This is a genomic window from Salmonella sp. SAL00670 (assembly GCF_046552235.1).
GTDB classification, from domain to species: Bacteria; Pseudomonadota; Gammaproteobacteria; order Enterobacterales; family Enterobacteriaceae; genus Salmonella; species Salmonella enterica.
In genome coordinates, this window is record NZ_JBGDUO010000010.1 from 1 (window position 1) to 17,873 (window position 17,873).

Annotated in this window: 16 protein-coding genes; 3 read left to right on the top strand and 13 right to left on the bottom strand. The window is 52.1% G+C overall.

Annotated features, from left to right (window positions below):
• Positions 1-242 precede the first annotated feature (242 nt).
• The 4 genes from hemG to pepQ are packed head-to-tail and all read right to left on the bottom strand — an operon-like array spanning position 243 to position 4,235.
• On the bottom strand, positions 243-788 hold the full coding sequence (hemG, locus tag ACLJRS_RS21580; RefSeq protein WP_000853982.1) for a menaquinone-dependent protoporphyrinogen IX dehydrogenase: 546 nt from the start codon (positions 786-788) through the stop codon (positions 243-245).
• Between the two features lie 11 nt (positions 789-799).
• Complete coding sequence (trkH, locus tag ACLJRS_RS21585) at positions 800-2,251, bottom strand: Trk system potassium transporter TrkH (protein ID WP_000545688.1); 1,452 nt, start codon at positions 2,249-2,251, stop codon at positions 800-802.
• Positions 2,252-2,289: 38 nt separating this feature from the next.
• Entirely contained in the window at positions 2,290-2,904 is a 615-nt protein-coding gene (locus ACLJRS_RS21590) for an IMPACT family protein (RefSeq protein ID WP_000378894.1), read from the bottom strand.
• Positions 2,904-4,235 carry a Xaa-Pro dipeptidase gene (gene pepQ / locus ACLJRS_RS21595; RefSeq protein WP_000444529.1) on the bottom strand — a complete coding sequence of 444 codons (1,332 nt, stop codon included), beginning with the start codon at positions 4,233-4,235 and terminating at the stop codon, positions 2,904-2,906. The genes ACLJRS_RS21590 and pepQ overlap by 1 nt, the downstream gene beginning before the upstream one ends.
• A gap of 189 nt (positions 4,236-4,424) precedes the next feature.
• Between pepQ and fadB the strand changes: the two genes are divergently transcribed.
• Both fadB and fadA read left to right on the top strand, forming a co-directional pair.
• Positions 4,425-6,614 (top strand): fatty acid oxidation complex subunit alpha FadB, encoded by a 2,190-nt coding sequence (fadB, locus tag ACLJRS_RS21600; protein ID WP_000966011.1) that lies wholly within the window; start codon positions 4,425-4,427, stop codon positions 6,612-6,614.
• A 9-nt stretch (positions 6,615-6,623) separates the two neighbouring features.
• Complete coding sequence (fadA, locus tag ACLJRS_RS21605) at positions 6,624-7,787, top strand: acetyl-CoA C-acyltransferase FadA (RefSeq protein ID WP_000438778.1); 1,164 nt, start codon at positions 6,624-6,626, stop codon at positions 7,785-7,787.
• A gap of 196 nt (positions 7,788-7,983) precedes the next feature.
• Here fadA and ACLJRS_RS21610 read toward each other — a convergent pair whose 3' ends face one another.
• The 3 genes from ACLJRS_RS21610 to ubiD all read right to left on the bottom strand — a co-directional run bounded on the left by ACLJRS_RS21610 (position 7,984) and on the right by ubiD (position 12,326).
• Positions 7,984-9,807, bottom strand: coding sequence for an aryl-sulfate sulfotransferase (locus tag ACLJRS_RS21610; RefSeq protein WP_000669902.1), 1,824 nt, complete (start codon positions 9,805-9,807; stop codon positions 7,984-7,986).
• Positions 9,808-10,060: 253 nt separating this feature from the next.
• Positions 10,061-10,762, bottom strand: coding sequence for an NAD(P)H-flavin reductase (gene fre, locus ACLJRS_RS21615; RefSeq protein WP_410957901.1), 702 nt, complete (start codon positions 10,760-10,762; stop codon positions 10,061-10,063).
• Between the two features lie 85 nt (positions 10,763-10,847).
• Positions 10,848-12,326 (bottom strand): 4-hydroxy-3-polyprenylbenzoate decarboxylase, encoded by a 1,479-nt coding sequence (gene ubiD / locus ACLJRS_RS21620; protein WP_000339760.1) that lies wholly within the window; start codon positions 12,324-12,326, stop codon positions 10,848-10,850.
• 185 nt (positions 12,327-12,511) lie between these two features.
• On the opposite strand from ubiD, the gene rfaH reads away from it, so the two are divergent.
• Complete coding sequence (gene rfaH / locus ACLJRS_RS21625; RefSeq protein ID WP_001192410.1) at positions 12,512-13,000, top strand: transcription/translation regulatory transformer protein RfaH; 489 nt, start codon at positions 12,512-12,514, stop codon at positions 12,998-13,000.
• Between the two features lie 7 nt (positions 13,001-13,007).
• Here rfaH and tatD read toward each other — a convergent pair whose 3' ends face one another.
• The 6 genes from tatD to ubiJ form a co-directional block, all read right to left on the bottom strand.
• A complete protein-coding gene (tatD, locus tag ACLJRS_RS21630; protein WP_000459642.1) occupies positions 13,008-13,790 on the bottom strand; it encodes a 3'-5' ssDNA/RNA exonuclease TatD in 783 nt (260 codons plus the stop codon).
• A gap of 41 nt (positions 13,791-13,831) precedes the next feature.
• Positions 13,832-14,611, bottom strand: coding sequence for a Sec-independent protein translocase subunit TatC (gene tatC / locus ACLJRS_RS21635; protein WP_000257554.1), 780 nt, complete (start codon positions 14,609-14,611; stop codon positions 13,832-13,834).
• A 2-nt stretch (positions 14,612-14,613) separates the two neighbouring features.
• Complete coding sequence (gene tatB / locus ACLJRS_RS21640; protein WP_000459612.1) at positions 14,614-15,162, bottom strand: Sec-independent protein translocase protein TatB; 549 nt, start codon at positions 15,160-15,162, stop codon at positions 14,614-14,616.
• A gap of 3 nt (positions 15,163-15,165) precedes the next feature.
• Positions 15,166-15,420: a Sec-independent protein translocase subunit TatA gene (tatA, locus tag ACLJRS_RS21645; protein WP_000508972.1), complete on the bottom strand. Its 255-nt coding sequence runs from the start codon at positions 15,418-15,420 to the stop codon at positions 15,166-15,168.
• Positions 15,421-15,625: 205 nt separating this feature from the next.
• On the bottom strand, positions 15,626-17,266 hold the full coding sequence (gene ubiB, locus ACLJRS_RS21650) for a ubiquinone biosynthesis regulatory protein kinase UbiB (RefSeq protein WP_000187559.1): 1,641 nt from the start codon (positions 17,264-17,266) through the stop codon (positions 15,626-15,628).
• Positions 17,263-17,868: a ubiquinone biosynthesis protein UbiJ gene (ubiJ, locus tag ACLJRS_RS21655; RefSeq protein ID WP_001116088.1), complete on the bottom strand. Its 606-nt coding sequence runs from the start codon at positions 17,866-17,868 to the stop codon at positions 17,263-17,265. Before ubiJ ends, ubiB begins: the two co-directional genes overlap by 4 nt.
• Positions 17,869-17,873 lie beyond the last annotated feature (5 nt).

Consider the following 17,873-nt stretch of genomic DNA (forward strand, 5'->3'; position numbering starts at 1 on the left):
TAAAGAGCAGTGCCGCTTCGCTTTTTCTCAGCGGCGCGGGGTGTGCATATTACGCTTTCCCGCTTCAGAGTCAAGCGATTATTTTCGCTTTTCTCCGTGAGGTTCTGGTCTGAACCCCGCTGACCCGGCGGCCTGTGTGCCGTTGTTCCGTGTCAGTGGTGGCGCATTATAGGGAGTTATTTCTGCCTGACAAGAGGAAATTTAAAATAATTTTCTGAGTGCGCACTTTTTATTCTTTGCGTTTATTTTGCCGACGATTTGTTGGTTAAATGGGCTATTTCACGGGCAAAGTGCGCAACCTGCTCCCAGTCGGTGTACACCACTTCTTTACTGGTATCCGTTTCGCCGCCCGACATCTTCATAATAAGCTTGATCATCAGACGGTCATACCAGCGATAGCGGGGATAGCGAAGCGCGCCTGCAATGACGGCACAGTAGTCAGGTCGCCACGGAGAGCTCATTAAAAACTTACGCGCGTAGCTGTTAGTCTGCGGCGTCCGTTTTTCAGCTTTACGCGCCACCAGGTTAACGGAATAAAAGGCGCTCGGCATTCCGTTCAACCGCGTGGCATATTTCTTAACAAACTCCTGAAAGGCGCTGTGGTAATGACCATAACGAATAGACGCGCCAATCACTACGCGATCATAGCTATCCCAGTCCGGCTCTTCTGCGCGATGCAGATTAACGACATCGGCCCAGATCCCCATCTCTTTGAGTTCAGAAGCCAGATAAGAGGCAATTTCGCGCGTTTGTCCGTCCCGGGTAGAGAAAAGAATCAATGTTTTCACGTGTTACTCCATTATTCACGCCAGAAAGTCGGGGTAAAAAGTACCAGCAAAGTGAATACTTCCAGACGACCAAATAGCATGTTGGCGATGAGTATCCATTTCGCAACCGGATTCATACTGGCGAAGTTATCAGCAACCACCCCCAGCCCCGGTCCCAGGTTATTAAGCGTAGCCACTACCGAGGCGAAAGCCGAGAAATCATCTACGCCTGTAGCGATAATGGCCAGCATACTGACGATAAATACCAGCGCGTAGGCAGAAAAGAATCCCCAGACGGCTTCCAGAATACGTTCTGGCAGCGCCCGGTTCCCCAGCTTAATACTGTAAACGGCATTCGGATGCACCAGACGTTTGAGTTCGCGGTTCCCCTGTTTAAACAACAACAGAATACGGATGACCTTTAACCCCCCGCCCGTTGACCCGGCGCAACCGCCAATAAACGCGGAACATAGCAGCAAGACGGGCAAAAACAGCGGCCAGCGCGCAATGCTGTCCGTGGTAAACCCTGCCGTTGTCGCCATCGACACAACCTGGAAGAATGCCTGATTTAGCGTTGTCAGCGCCGAGTCGTAGATATTATGGAACCACAGTACCAGCGTGCAGATCACCACCAGCGTCAACTGTACGCCGATGAACATGCGGAATTCCGGATCGCGCCAGTATACTTTCAGGCTACGCCCGCTTAATAAAGAGAAATGCAGGCCATAGTTACAACCGGAGATCAGCAGGAAAATAGCGATGATGGTATTAATAGTGGGACTATCAAAATAGCCTACGCTGGCGTCATGCGTTGAGAAGCCGCCGATAGCGATAGTGGAGAAGCTGTGTCCGATAGCGTCAAACGCGGGCATCCCTGCAAACCATAGCGCCAGCGCGCAGGCTACCGTTAGCAAGACATAGATAAGCCACAGCGTTTTCGCCGTCTCGGCAATACGCGGGCGCATTTTGTTATCTTTGAGCGGCCCCGGCATTTCCGCCCGATAGAGCTGCATCCCCCCGACGCCGAGGATAGGGAGAATCGCCACCGCCAGCACAATGATCCCCATACCCCCAAACCATTGCAGCATCTGACGATAAAAGAGAATGGCGTGCGGTAATGAGTCCAGCCCCACCAGCGTAGTGGCGCCCGTGGTGGTTAACCCGGAGAACGATTCAAAAAAAGCATCGGTAATGGTGAGGTTTGGGCTTTCCGAGAAAATAAACGGCAGCGCACCCACGCTGCCCAGCACGGTCCAGAACAGCACCACGATAAGAAATCCTTCGCGGGATTTCAGCTCGCCCTTTTCCCTACGGTTTGGCCACCACAGTATGGAACCGATCGCCAGCGCGACAAAAAAGGTCTGCGTGAACGCTCTTCCTGCGCCATCACGATATATTAGCGCTACCAGTCCCGGGAGAATCATTGTCCCCGAAAATAAGATAACCAGTAGTCCAACGATTCGGGTAATGGCGCGAAAATGCATCTCTGCCGCTTCCTTTATTCTTAAAAATGAGGTGGGGATTATTCTTCAATCGCTAACAATTGCAATGAACCACGGCTAAAATCCGCCAGTTTTGTGGAAAATACATTCACATGAGCAAAAGGAAGCGCCACCCTGAGCCGAACAGACGCCTGATAATCGCTGGAAACGATCTTCCCGGCAAACTGTCCTAATAATGCTTCGATTCCGGCCAACTGACCGTACTCACACTGCAAAGTATATTCGGTTAATGGCGTCTTGCGTTGTGTGGCAAGCTGACGTAATGCCTGATTCACACCGCCGCCATAGGCTTTTACCAGCCCGCCCGTACCCAGCAGAATACCACCATAGTAGCGCACGACGACGGCAGTAATTTCTCCGACGCCGCTGCCCATCAATTGCGCAAGCATTGGCTTGCCCGCCGTTCCCGCCGGTTCGCCGTCGTCTGAAAAGCCCAGTTGCTGTGAGTCGTCCGGCGCACCCGCCACCCACGCCACACAATGGTGGCGCGCATCAGGGTGCTCAGCTCTGACTAACTCAACAAACGCTTTCGCCGCGTCTACGCCATCGGTATGCGCCAATAGCGTAATAAAGCGGCTTTTTTTGATCTCTTCAACAACGGTGACCGGCGCTGCAGGGATTAACCAACTGTCCATTACGCCAGTTTTAAATCCCGCGTCATGTTTTCCACGCCGTTTTCGTGGATGACCACGTTATCTTCAATGCGAATACCGCCGAAAGGCTTGAGCGCTTCAATTTTCTGCCAGTTGAAGTGCTTGCTGAACGGGCCTTCGCGCCATGGCGCTAACAGCGATTCGATGAAGTAAATCCCCGGTTCGATGGTCAACACCATTCGCGGCTGTAACACACGCGTGCAGCGCAGATACGGGTATTTGGACGGCGCGGCGAGATGCGTACCGGAATCATCCTGCATAAACCCGGCCACATCGTGTACCTGCAGACCCAACGGATGACCAATACCGTGCGGCATAAACGGCCCGGTGAGATCATTTTCCACCATCGCCTCTTCACTCATGTCGGTAATGATTTGATGTTTACGCAGCAGCTTCGCGATGCGCTGATGGAATTGAATATGATAATCCACATAGCTGACGCCCGCCTTCATGGTAGCGATCAGCGCCAACTGTTCGTCGTTAACATCTTTCACCAGGTGGGCGTAGTCGTTATCGCTTTTCGCCGACCAGGTCCGCGTCAGATCCGCCGCGTAGCCGTTGTATTCCGCGCCCGCATCCAGCAGGAAACTGCGCATTTCAGACGGTGCCTGATGATCCAGTTTCGTGTAATGCAGCACGGCGGCATGTTCGTTCAGCGCCACAATGTTGCTGTATGGAACATCGGTATCGCGATGTCCCGTGGCGGTCAGGTACGCCAGGTTGATGTCGAACTCGCTCATGCCGGAACGGAAGGCCTCTTCCGCCGCCCGATGACCGCTCACCGCCATTTTCTGCGCTTCGCGCATACAGGCCAGTTCATAATCCGTTTTATAGGCGCGGTAGTAATGCAGATAGTCGATAACACCTTTCGGGTTGATGTTGCTGGCGGCGATATCCAATTGTAGCGCGCGCTCAGGAACCGGGCCGATATAGCCGATATTGCCACGCGCGGCAGGCAGTTGGCTGCCGATGCCATCCGCTTTCGGTAAGGCGACGACCTCGACTTCTTCTGTCCAGAAGGACGTTGGCAGCGGTTCAACGTTATGCCAGTAATCGACCGGCAGATAAAACCACAATTTGGGTTTGTTGACGCCATCGACCAACAGCCAGCAATTTGGAACCTGAGTTACCGGCACCCACGCTTTAAACTGTGGATTGACCTTAAACGGATAAGGGTGATCGTCGAGAAAGACGTTGAAAAGCTCGCCAGAATGAATAAGTAACGCATCCAGCTTAAAGCGCGCCAGAACATCGCGCGTCCGTTCTTGTAAGGTAACAATATGATTTTTATAGAGCGCGGCCAGTGATTCCATTTTTTACCCTTCTGTTTTTTTGACCTCAAGTTCCCGCATCTTAGCACATCGCCCCACGAGAGCGTGATCTCTGCCGAGCGTGATCACATCGGCATTTCTTTAATCATTTATTTGCATTTTTTTAACACAAAATACACACTTCGCTTCATCTGGTACGACCAGATCACTTTGTGGATTCAGGAGACTGACATGCTTTATAAAGGCGACACCCTGTACCTCGACTGGCTGGAAGATGGCATCGCCGAACTGGTGTTCGATGCTCCAGGCTCGGTCAATAAACTCGACACCGCAACCGTCGCCAGCCTCGGCCAGGCGCTTGAGGTGCTGGAAAAGCAACACGATTTAAAAGGGCTGCTGCTGCGCTCTAATAAAGCGGCCTTTATTGTCGGCGCGGACATCACCGAATTTCTTTCACTGTTCCTCGTCCCCGAAGAGCAGTTAAGCCAATGGCTGCATTTCGCTAATAGCGTCTTTAACCGTCTGGAAGATTTACCCGTACCGACCCTTGCCGCCGTAAACGGCTATGCGCTGGGCGGCGGGTGCGAATGCGTGCTGGCCACCGATTACCGTCTGGCGACGCCAGACCTCCGTATCGGTCTGCCGGAAACTAAACTGGGCATCATGCCGGGTTTCGGCGGCTCCGTTCGTCTGCCGCGTATGCTGGGCGCAGACAGCGCGCTGGAGATTATCGCGGCAGGTAAAGATGTCGGTGCTGAGCACGCGCTGAAAATCGGCCTTGTGGACGGCGTGGTCAAACAAGAGACGCTAATTGAAGGCGCGATAGCGGTGTTACGCCAGGCCATTACCGGCGATCTCGACTGGAGAGCTAAACGCCAGCCGAAACTGGAACCGTTGAAACTCAGTAAGATTGAAGCAGCGATGAGCTTTACCATCGCTAAAGGCATGGTCGCACAAACGGCGGGTAAACATTATCCGGCGCCGATGACCGCAGTGAAAACCATTGAAGCCGCCGCGCGTTTTGGTCGTGAAGAAGCGCTGAATCTGGAAAATAAAAGCTTTGTTCCGCTGGCGCATACCAATGAGGCTCGTGCGCTGGTCGGTATCTTCCTCAACGATCAATATGTAAAAGGTAAAGCCAAAAAGCTGACCAAAGATATTGAGACGCCGAAACAGGCAGCCGTACTGGGCGCGGGTATTATGGGCGGCGGTATCGCTTACCAGTCGGCCTGGAAAGGCGTACCGGTCATCATGAAAGATATCAACGATAAATCGTTGAACCTCGGCATGACCGAAGCGGCCAAGCTGCTGAACAAACAGCTGGAGCGCGGCAAGATCGACGGTCTGAAGCTGGCGGGCGTCATTTCGACCATCCACCCGACTCTAGATTATGCCGGTTTCGATCGCGTAGATGTTGTTGTCGAAGCGGTAGTCGAAAATCCGAAAGTCAAAAAAGCGGTACTGGCGGAAACCGAGCAGAAAGTGCGCCCGGAAACCGTGCTGGCCTCAAATACCTCCACCATCCCAATTGGCGAACTGGCAAGCGCCCTGGAACATCCGGAAAACTTTTGCGGAATGCACTTCTTCAACCCGGTACACCGGATGCCGCTGGTTGAAATCATTCGCGGCGAGAAGAGTTCAGACGAAACCATTGCCAAAGTCGTCGCCTGGGCCAGCAAAATGGGCAAGACACCGATTGTAGTCAACGACTGCCCCGGCTTCTTTGTTAACCGCGTGCTGTTCCCCTATTTCGCCGGTTTCAGTCAACTGCTGCGCGACGGCGCGGATTTCCGCAAAGTCGATAAAGTGATGGAAAAACAGTTCGGCTGGCCGATGGGCCCGGCCTATCTGCTCGACGTGGTGGGTATTGATACCGCCCACCACGCGCAGGCGGTAATGGCGGCAGGCTTCCCACAACGGATGCAGAAAGAGTATCGCGACGCGATCGACGCATTGTTTGACGCCAGCCGTTTTGGGCAAAAAAACGGTCTGGGCTTCTGGCGCTATAAAGAAGACAGCAAGGGTAAGCCGAAGAAAGAAGAAGATGCCGCGGTGGATGACCTGCTGGCAAGCGTCAGTCAGCCGAAACACGACTTCAGCGACGACGAGATAATCGCCCGTATGATGATCCCGATGATTAACGAAGTGGTTCGCTGTCTGGAAGAAGGCATTATCGCAAGCCCGGCGGAAGCCGATATGGCGCTGGTCTACGGCCTGGGCTTCCCTCCGTTCCACGGCGGCGCATTCCGCTGGCTGGATACACAGGGCAGCGCGAAATATCTTGATATGGCGCAGCAGTATCAACACCTCGGCCCGCTGTATGAAGTGCCGGAAGGGCTGCGTAATAAAGCGCGCCATAACGAACCGTATTATCCCCCGGTTGAACCAGCCCGTCCGGTTGGTTCTCTGAAAACGGCTTAAGGAGTCACAATGGAACAGGTTGTCATTGTCGATGCTATTCGCACCCCGATGGGCCGTTCGAAGGGCGGCGCGTTTCGCAACGTGCGGGCAGAAGATCTCTCCGCCCACTTAATGCGTAGCCTGCTGGCGCGTAATCCGTCGCTTACAGCGGCGACCCTCGATGATATTTACTGGGGCTGCGTACAACAAACGCTGGAGCAAGGCTTCAACATTGCCCGTAACGCCGCGCTGCTGGCAGAAATTCCCCATTCGGTACCGGCGGTCACCGTCAACCGTCTGTGTGGTTCCTCGATGCAGGCGTTACACGATGCAGCGCGAATGATCATGACCGGCGATGCGCAGGTTTGTCTGGTTGGCGGCGTGGAGCATATGGGGCACGTGCCGATGAGCCACGGCGTGGATTTTCACCCGGGTCTGAGCCGCAACGTCGCCAAAGCGGCAGGGATGATGGGGCTAACGGCGGAAATGCTCTCCCGCCTGCACGGCATTAGCCGGGAAATGCAGGACCAGTTCGCCGCCCGCTCTCACGCTCGCGCCTGGGCCGCTACCCAGTCTGGCGCATTCAAAACGGAGATTATCCCGACTGGCGGTCATGATGCAGACGGCGTGTTGAAGCAGTTTAACTACGATGAAGTGATCCGCCCGGAAACCACGGTCGAAGCGCTATCAACGCTGCGTCCGGCATTTGATCCGGTTAGTGGCACGGTCACGGCGGGCACCTCATCCGCGCTTTCCGATGGCGCAGCCGCCATGCTGGTAATGAGCGAAAGTCGTGCCCGTGAGCTGGGCCTGAAACCTCGCGCCCGTATTCGCTCAATGGCAGTGGTGGGTTGTGATCCGTCAATTATGGGTTACGGGCCGGTTCCGGCGTCAAAACTGGCGTTGAAAAAAGCGGGACTGTCAGCCAGCGATATCGATGTGTTTGAGATGAACGAAGCGTTTGCCGCACAGATCCTGCCATGCATTAAGGATCTGGGATTGATGGAGCAGATAGACGAGAAGATCAACCTCAACGGCGGCGCGATCGCGCTTGGTCATCCGCTCGGCTGCTCCGGAGCACGTATCAGCACCACGCTTATCAACCTGATGGAGCGCAAAGACGCGCAGTTTGGTCTGGCGACGATGTGTATTGGTCTGGGTCAGGGCATCGCCACGGTGTTTGAGCGGGTTTAATCAAAGATAATATCCCCTAAATAACTCGCACTGCAGCGCAGCGGCAACTGAGCGAATCCCCGGGCACATAGATAACCATGTGCCCGGGGTGAGCAAAGGCAGCCAACAAAGAGGCTGCGCGAATTATGACGGGAAACAGTTTAGTTGCCGTTTTTCCCGCCCGTCAGGGGCGGGTTTTTTCACCGTATGGCCCGCTCTACTCAGTAAGCGCTTTGGTCAGGCTAAATGGCATAGCCTGATATCCACGCGCACCATGTATTTGCATTTCAACCGCAGGCTCTTTTTCTCCCCATTTGAACTCTTCCAGATACGGATTAGGCAAGCTGGTAAATGCGCCTACCGACAAATCAAACGCACCACCTGCTGTTGCGGAATACACGAACACAGAATTCTTGTCAGTCTGGTACTCGGTGATAGAGGTTACCGGGCTAAACCACTCGTTCCCGCGCTCTTTACCGTATTGCCAGATCTGTTGGACTGTCTTGTTTTTCTGGTCGATTTTGTAAATCACGGAGCGGCTGTATTTCATACTCTGCATAGCAGGCTGTTCTAAGCCGCGGCCATCGCCATTGTCGAAAGCGGAAAGGTATAAGATATCGCCTTTACTCTTACTATCAATTTTAAAGGCCGTATGTTGCGTCCATGTCCAGTCGAAGTCACCCTCGCAGCCACTGTCCTGGCAGGTGATTTTTTGGCCTTTGCTATCCACAGGCGTCAGAATTGCGGCATTAAATGGCGCTTTCCAGCCAGCAGGCGTACCCAGTATCCACTTCACTTTCTTATCGCGGCCGATTTTGATAATCGCACTCTGGTGGCGGGAGCTGATGATGATGGAATCATCTTCACTGTCATAGTCGACGCTGTTGACATGCGCCCAGTTGCGGCCAGCCCCACTACCCACGATATCCCCGAATTTGTCGGAGGAGTCCAGCGCCGCCAGATCTTCTTCGCTCAACGTATGGCCGGACTGGCTGGCGTCGATATTCAGGCACACAGCGCCCTGATCGAGGGTTTTCATTATCACATCACGATAAGGATCGAGGATATCAAACAGACGCCATTCATCCACTACCACGCCGTTCTGATCAACTTCGGCAATCACATCACGCACGGTACGAACATTTTTCCCATCAGGACGTTTATAGTTAGAGCTGGCTACACGCAGGAAGTAGTGACCGTTGGCCGCGTTATCCATTGAGTGTGAAAAATCGTTATAATTATCCGGCAGGCGGCGGTTAAAGATTTCACGCCCCATGATATCGTATTTCACATAACGCTGACCGTAGCCCCACGATAGTGCGCCATCCTGGTTTTGTTTAAAGCCCATCATAACGCCAGCACGATAAATTGACTTTAAATCATAAATTGAACTTGGATTCATAAACCAACGAATATCACCGGAGGTGTCGATAATAGCGTTAGCTGTAGTGAAGTTCCATTCTAATGCACCCCCAGTAGGGTTGTTCCAGACAGTACGCGTTCCATTCCCAGACTTATCTTTCGTATTATTCAAAAGATACAAGCGATCTTTAAATTCTGGGGAAACCTTTTTAACATCGATAGTAAAGAGTGCTGATTGTTCTTCTTTTGTACCCGCTGATTCAATATAGGCAGGCGGTGCATACATTTTATAGCTTTCTTTTACATTTTCGGTTTTACTACCCTGGATCCTTGTATATTCAACTTCAACGGTATTGACATAATCCGGGTAAAGACCAAAGACGGGAATACCGCCATACGTTAAAAGGTATTTATTATTAACTTTATACGCGATCTCCTGGCCATTTTCTTTGGGTACAATCCGTACATGCACGTCACGTAACTGGTAACCGCCATTACGAATAACGGCGGTTAGCGGCGCGATATCATAGGGGTTCATAACAACTTCGCCAATTTTTCCCTGGACCTGATAGTCCACTTTAGCGCCGCTGGCGCCGCCGATGGCGAAAGCAGTAGAAGGTACTGATGACAAAATTGCAACAGATAATGCGAGAGAAGTTAAAGCATATTTAAATTTCATAACACTCTCCATCTTATAAATAAATAACTAACTTTCCATTTTATGTTTCTTTTATAAAAATAAATGAAGCATATATAATTAACTATTTTTATTGATAGCCTCAGGACATAATATTACTTAATTTATTACACGCAATACAAAGCCTGTAGATATTCAATATCATAACGTTTTATAGTTGACGATTAATTAATATTTAAGAGGACTTTTAGGTAGGCTAACGTAAAAAGGGACGCTACTGCGTCCCATAAAATAGTTAAATAAATGCGAACGCATCGCCAAACAGACGATCTTCCCGCGCGTTACGCTCATGACAGAACAGATCGCGGGCGATTTTCGCCATCTCAAAACGTCCGGCAATATAAATATCGTGCCCCGCCAGCGTACCATAATCCTGCAATACCGCCGTAAGTACCGTTCCTGTACGTCCACGCCAGCCTTCTTCCGGCTGCTCGACCACAGGTTCAATACGCAAATTCGGATGGTTAACAGAGAGTGCTTCCAGCTCAGAGAGATCATAGAGGTGCTTTTCTTCGCGACCGCCCCAGTAAATGGTAACATCGCGGGCCAGGTTGCGCGCTAACGCCGTCAACAGGATGGAGCGCACATAAGAAAAGCCCGTACCGCCCGCGATCAGAATCAATGGACGCTCTTCATCGTCACGTAGCCAGGCGTCGCCATGCGGAATATCGACGACGATTTCCCGGTCTTTCAGAATCCGATCCATGACCGCCATCGCATACAGATTGAGCTCGGAGGCGCCAATGTGTAATTCAATAAACCCTTTCTCGTCCGGCGTTGAAGCCATCGAAAACGGGCGTTTGTCACGCTCGTCCATTACGACCATCAAATACTGACCAGCGCGGAATGAAAACGCCGCGTCCGGCACTAAACGAACCCGATATACGGTATCGGTGATAGCTTCTACCGAGGTCACTTTACAGCTTAAGGTTGTCATGCGCTCCCTCTGTCGGGTGTCGGGTCAATACCGACATTTTTCAAGCCGAGTCGCCGCAGCCTGAAATGTCGATGTCCGCTTTCAGTTATTTAAAGATAGCCAGCTCATCCCAAATCGCATCAATACGCGCGGTAACTTCAGGATCTTTAACAATAGGACGACCCCACTCGCGTTGGGTTTCGCCCGGCCATTTGTTTGTGGCATCCAGCCCCATTTTTGAACCCAGCCCGGAGACCGGCGAGGCAAAATCCAGGTAGTCAATCGGCGTATTTTCAACCAGCACCGTATCCCGCGCAGGGTCCATACGGGTGGTAATCGCCCAGATCACATCATTCCAGTCGCGTGCGTTAACGTCATCATCGCAAACGATAACAAACTTCGTATACATAAACTGGCGCAAAAACGACCAGACGCCCATCATGACGCGTTTCGCATGACCAGCGTACTGCTTTTTCATCGTCACTACCGCCAGGCGGTAAGAACACCCTTCCGGCGGCAGATAAAAGTCGACGATTTCCGGAAACTGTTTTTGCAGAATAGGCACGAAGACTTCATTGAGCGCCACCCCTAATACCGCAGGCTCATCGGGCGGACGCCCGGTATAGGTGGAGTGATAGATGGCATCCTCACGCTGCGTAATATGCGTGACGGTAAAGACCGGAAAGTTATCCACTTCATTATAATAGCCCGTATGATCGCCATACGGTCCTTCCGGCGCCATCTCTCCCGGCTCAATGTAACCTTCAAGGATAATCTCGGCGCTGGCAGGCACTTCCAGATCGTTAGAAAGGCATTTAACCACTTCAGTTTTCGTGCCGCGCAGCAGGCCCGCAAAGGCATACTCCGACAGAGTATCGGGAACAGGAGTCACGGCGCCAAGTATCGTCGCCGGATCGGCGCCCAATGCGACGGAGACCGGGAAACGTTCACCCGGACGCGCGGCTAACCACTCCTGAAAATCCAGCGCGCCGCCGCGGTGAGACAGCCAGCGCATAATCAGCTTATTTTTACCTATCAACTGCTGACGATAAATGCCCAGGTTTTGCCGCTCTTTGTGCGGACCACGCGTTACCGTCAGTCCCCAGGTAATCAGCGGCGCGGCGTCGTCCGGCCAACAGGTCATGACAGGAAGACGCGTTAAATCGACATCATCGCCAGACGCGATTTTCTGCTGGCAAGGCGCGCCGCGTAACCGTTTCGTCGGCATATTCAGCACTTGCTTAAACTGCGGCAGCTTGTCAAACAGATCGCGAAAGCCTTTCGGCGGCTCAGGTTCTTTAAGAAACGCTAATAATTTACCCACTTCCCGTAAGGCGGAAACATCATCCTGCCCCATGCCCATCGCCACGCGTTTTGGCGTGCCAAAAAGGTTGCACAGCACCGGCATGGCGTAACCTTTAGGATTTTCAAACAGCAACGCCGGTCCACCGGCACGCAGCGTGCGGTCAGCGATTTCCGTGATTTCCAGATGAGGATCCACAGGTAGCGTGATGCGTTTTAGTTCCCCCTGCTGCTCAAGTAGCGTCAGGAAGTCGCGTAAATCGTGATATTTCATGGCGTCCATTGTAGCCTCTTGGTAAGCGCATCATTATACGGCGTTCATCATCGGGATGCTGTATTTTTGTTAAATTAGCGTGAACTCTGGCAACCAACGCTAATCCAGATACGGCTTAAAGGATGAAGTGTATAATTAACTTCGCGCATGGCTTTTGCTATGCTTGCGCCCCGAACAAGCGGATAAGAGTCATTATGCAATCCTGGTATTTACTGTACTGCAAACGCGGGCAACTTCAGCGTGCTCAGGAACACCTCGAAAGACAAGCGGTAAGTTGCCTGACACCGATGATCACCCTGGAAAAAATGGTACGCGGAAAACGTACCTCCGTCAGCGAACCGCTCTTTCCTAATTATCTGTTCGTTGAATTTGATCCGGAAGTGATACATACCACTACAATCAACGCCACGCGCGGCGTCAGCCATTTTGTGCGCTTTGGCGCGCATCCTGCGATCGTGCCTTCCAGCGTTATTCATCAGCTTTCTATCTACAAGCCCGAAGGCGTTGTCGATCCTGAAACCCCCTATCCCGGCGATAGCGTCATCATCACGGAAGGCGCATTTGAAGGGCTGAAAGCGATTTTTACCGAACCGGATGGCGAAACGCGTTCGATGTTACTGCTTAATTTACTCAATAAAGAAGTGAAGCAGAGCGTAAAAAACACCGGTTTTCGCAAGATTTAGCTATCGTTCAGAATACGACCTCAAATAAGGTTCTGGCGTTGGCATCTGTCATCGCCGCTAACCATTGCGGATCTTCACCACGCCATAGCGCTATGCGCTCCAGGATGTGAGGCAGATACGCGGGCTCGTTGCGTCGTGACGTTGGTTTCGGCGTAAGATCGCGAGGCAACAGATACGGCGCGTCGGTTTCTATCAGTAGCTTTTCCGCTGGAATAAACGGTAAGAGTTCACGTAGCTCAAGCCCGCGTCGTTCGTCGCAAACCCACCCGGTAATACCGATATAGAGCCCTCTATCCACACAGGCCTGCATTTGCTGGCGTGAACCGGTAAAGCAGTGCAGTATTGCACCAGGAAGACTATCCAGCCAGGGATCAAGCAATGCCAGAAATCGCTCATGCGCGTCCCGGCAGTGCATAAAGATTGGCATCTGCAATTCGGCGGCAATTTGTAGCTGCGCCTGAAAGGCACGCTCCTGCTCCTGCGGCGTGGAAAAATTGCGATTGAAATCCAGCCCGCACTCACCGATAGCGACGACTTCCGGCTGGTTCGCCAGCGCAATAATGGCGTCTTCAGACGCGGATGACCACTGACTGCTGTCATGGGGATGGACGCCAGCCGTCGACCAACAATGGGGGTAGCGCCGCGCCAGTTTTAACGCCTGCTGACTTTCATGGATGTTCGTTCCGGTCAGTAGCATACCTTTTACTCCCGCCGCAAACGCACGGGCGACCACATCATCACGATCTTTTGCAAACTGGCTACTGGTTAAATTAACGCCAATATCAAACATGCTTGCCCCCATATGACAACCGCCCTGGCGGGCGGTTGTGTTTAGTCTTCAGTGTGCTCGGCCTTTTCGGTTTCGGCCTCGTTATCTTCGTCGCGCGTCCGTCGCTTACCGACATAAAAGCGTGAGCAGAAAACGCCAATTTCAAACAGGCAGTACATCGGTATCGCCAGCAACGTTTGCGAGAAAACATCTGGCGGCGTAAGCAGCATTCCCACAATGAATGCCCCGACCAGGATATAAGGCCGTTTTTTACGCAAATCTTCTGGCGTGGTGATGCCCATCCAGCACAGCAACACAATCGCCACCGGCACTTCAAAGGCTACGCCAAAGGCCATAAAAAGCGCCATAACAAAGCTAAGATAGCTGGCGATATCTGTCGAAACCTGTACCCCTTCCGGCGCCGTATGCGTCAGGAAACCAAAGGCCAAAGGGAATACGACAAAATAGGCGAAGGCCATACCAATATAGAAAAGCAGCGAGCTGGATACCAGCAGAGGTACGACCAGACGACGCTCATGCTTATACAGCGCCGGGGCGATAAAGGCCCAAACCTGGTACAAAATGACAGGCGCGGATAAGATCAAAGACACCATGAAGGTGAGTTTGATAGGCGTAAAAAACGGCGACGCCACATCCGTCGCAATCATTGTCGCCCCTTGCGGCATCTGTTTAATCAGCGGTGCGGCGACTAAATGATAAATATCATTGGCGAAATAAATTAACGCCAGAAAAATCAGAAGTACTGCGACGATGCAGTTTAGCAGGCGCTTACGCAACTCGATCAGATGCGTGATAAGCGGTTGAGTATCTTCTACAGCCATGTTTACGGTTTATCACTCGACGAGGGGGAAGATTCGACAACAGGCGCAGCGGATTTCTTCTCGGCGTCTATCGTGGCTACGGAAGCGGTTTCCGTCGACTCAGGCACGTTAGCTTTAACGGGCTCCGGCTTTTGTTCCGGCGCGCTCGCCTGTGTTTCAGCGGCGGCAGGGGTAACGCCCTCATGCTGCGTTTCGTTCCCTTTTACCACCGGATTATGGATGGTATGCGCTTCATCGCTCGCTTGTTCGGGATCGTTAGCGCTGTAGGTGCGTTTCATCGACTCCGCCGCCTGACGCAGTTCATCCATAGATGCTTTCAGTTCGGGAGTCAGATTTTCCAGGCTCGCCTTTTCGACTTTTTTCAGACTGTCCTGGAACTCCTGAAGTTTCAGTTCCTGAGTCAGTTCATTCTGAACCGTTGTCGCAAGGGACCGCAACGCGCGAATCCAGCCCGCTACCGTTTTTACCGCTACTGGCAATCGTTGCGGCCCCAACACAATGAGGCCGATAACGAACACTAACAGCAGTTCGCTAAAACCGATATCAAACACGGATTATACCTGCTCTTTATCTTGGCTTTTAGCGTCTTCCTTTTTCGCTTCGCCTTGCTTATCCGCGATAGATTTAGCGGTAAAATCAGCGTCCTGACTGGTTTTATCCTGTTTGGCATCATCATCGCTCATGGCCTTTTTAAAGCCTTTGATAGACGCGCCAAGATCGGAACCGATGGAACCGAGTTTTTTGGTGCCGAACAGCAGTACGACGATAACGGCAACAATCAACAACTGCCAAATACTGATACCACCCATACATGTTCCTCTGTGATAGATGATGAATTAATAGGGCCGCATTATACACATTATCCTTCGCGCTGCCTCTTTGTTAGCCGCTTTCGCCCGCCCTATTCACATACTTTTACATACGACCGGGACGACATTGACTTGCGGCCTGAGTACTGCCTCGAGTGATAATATGTACCTGCGTGACACAACCGGCGTTGAGCGATAAAAAATCTCAACGAGTTTTACGCCAGCCAACCAGCCAGACAACTACGCCGCCGACCATGAGCCAGCCAGGCATCAATCCCCATTCAGGGCGGTTGACGAGTAAGAATGACCCGCTCAGTAACAGCGTTGCGCCAATTCCCAATAAATAACGAGACTGACTTTGGCGCACATGGTTTACCTGTAACTCGCGCGCAATCTTATCAACACTGTGCTGTAAATATTTGCCCTGGCGCAAACTGTCGTACACCAGTTCAGGTATTTCTGGCATTTTTTCGACCCAGAACGGCGCTTTTTCTTTAAGAGCCCGCGTGAGAGCCGGAATACCCACCTGATCTTTGATCCAGGACTCAAGAAACGGCTTCGCCGTTTTCCACAAATCAAGCTGAGGATAAAGTTGCCGCCCAACCCCTTCAACATACAATAATGTTTTCTGCAACAACACCAGTTGCGGCTGGACTTCCATGTTAAATCGACGCGCTGTATTGAAAAGGTTTAACAACACATGACCAAACGAGATTTCCGCGAGCGGCTTTTCAAAGATAGGTTCACAGACGGTGCGGATGGCAAACTCAAAATCTTCAACGTTGGTATCTGGCGGAACCCAGCCTGAATCGACATGCAGTTCTGCCACCTTTCGGTAATCGCGATTAAAAAACGCGATAAAGTTTTCAGCCAGATAACGCTTATCTTCTTTGTTTAGCGACCCGACGATACCGCAGTCAATGCCGATATATTGCGGGTTTTCAGGGTGTTCATGGCTGACAAAAATATTTCCCGGATGCATGTCCGCATGGAAAAAGCTGTCGCGGAAAACCTGGGTGAAGAAAACTTTAACCCCGCGTTCCGCCAGCAGTTTCATGTTGGTGCCGTTCTTTTCCAGCGCCGCCACATCCGAAACCGGAATGCCGTATATCCGCTCCATCACCATCATGTTCTGGCTACAGTAATCGGAGTACACCTCCGGGATATACAGCATGGGACTATTTTCAAAATTGCGGCGTAACTGAATCGCGTTGGCCGATTCCCGCAGCAGATTCAGCTCATCGATCAGCGTTTTCTCATACTCACGCACCACTTCCGTCGGGCGCAGACGACGCCCATCCGGCAACAGGCGTGGTACCCAGCGAGCAAGGCGATAAATCAGTTTCAGGTCTGCCTGAATTACCGGCAAAATATCCGGGCGAATGACCTTAATAACCACTTCTTTACCGTTTGATTTCAATCGCGCGGTATGTACCTGGGCGATTGACGCCGACGCTAAAGGCTGGATATCAAAGTCGTCAAACCAGGCTTCGACTGGTAGCCCCCCCATCGCCTCTTCAATCTGGGCTTTCGCCAGTCGACCATCGAATGGCGCGACTTTATCCTGGAGCAAAGCGAGCTGATCGGCGATTTGCGGCGGGAACAGGTCACGGCGCGTGGAGAGCATCTGGCCAAATTTGATCCAGACCGGTCCCAGCTCTTGCAACGCCAGTCTTAATCGTTCACCCAGCAATTTATCTTTATGCCGGTTTGGCATCCAGAACAGCGAATAGCGCCATAATCGGAGTGGCAGTGTAAGACGCATTCGGGGGATGAGTTCATCAAGGCCGTAGCTTAAAAACGTGCGGATGATGAAATATAGGCGCCGTACTTCACCTGGCGTCATTTGGCCTCCAGTTTTTCCAGCCGTGTGGTCAGAGCATCTACGGCGCGCTCAACAGCCGCGGTTTCTTCGGCAAACCATGCGACTTCCAGCGGGCCAGGCGCCATACGCCACTCTTCAGTGATCGCTTCAGCGGCATAACGCTGCTGGCGTTGAAACCCGTGGCGCAGGAATTTAGCCCCGCCACGCACGGCCTTACCGATACTTTCCGCCGCAATATCACCCGTGTATGGCGCCAACAGCTCCGCAGGATCGAATTCGGCGAGATCGGCGAGCGCCACAAAATTTTGCACGACCTGAATATCGCCCTGCACTTCCAGTTCGCCGCTGCGAATAAGCGCGGCCAGCTGCTGACGATCGCGTAGTTTTGGCAAAACGCTAGCTTGAGTGATTACCGTACAGTCCGCTTCGCCTTCCCATGCCCCCAGCACATCAACCTGGCGTTCGCTGAATACCAGGACTAATGGCGTTGAAAATCCCTTTAGTTTCACACACAGTACTTTTCCCTGTAAGCGCGTTCTGGCTGATTTCAGCGCTGGCGAACGATACAGAAACGTATTGAGGAGACCTTCAATTCCTGCGGTCACTAAGGGTTTAAAAGGCATTCCAC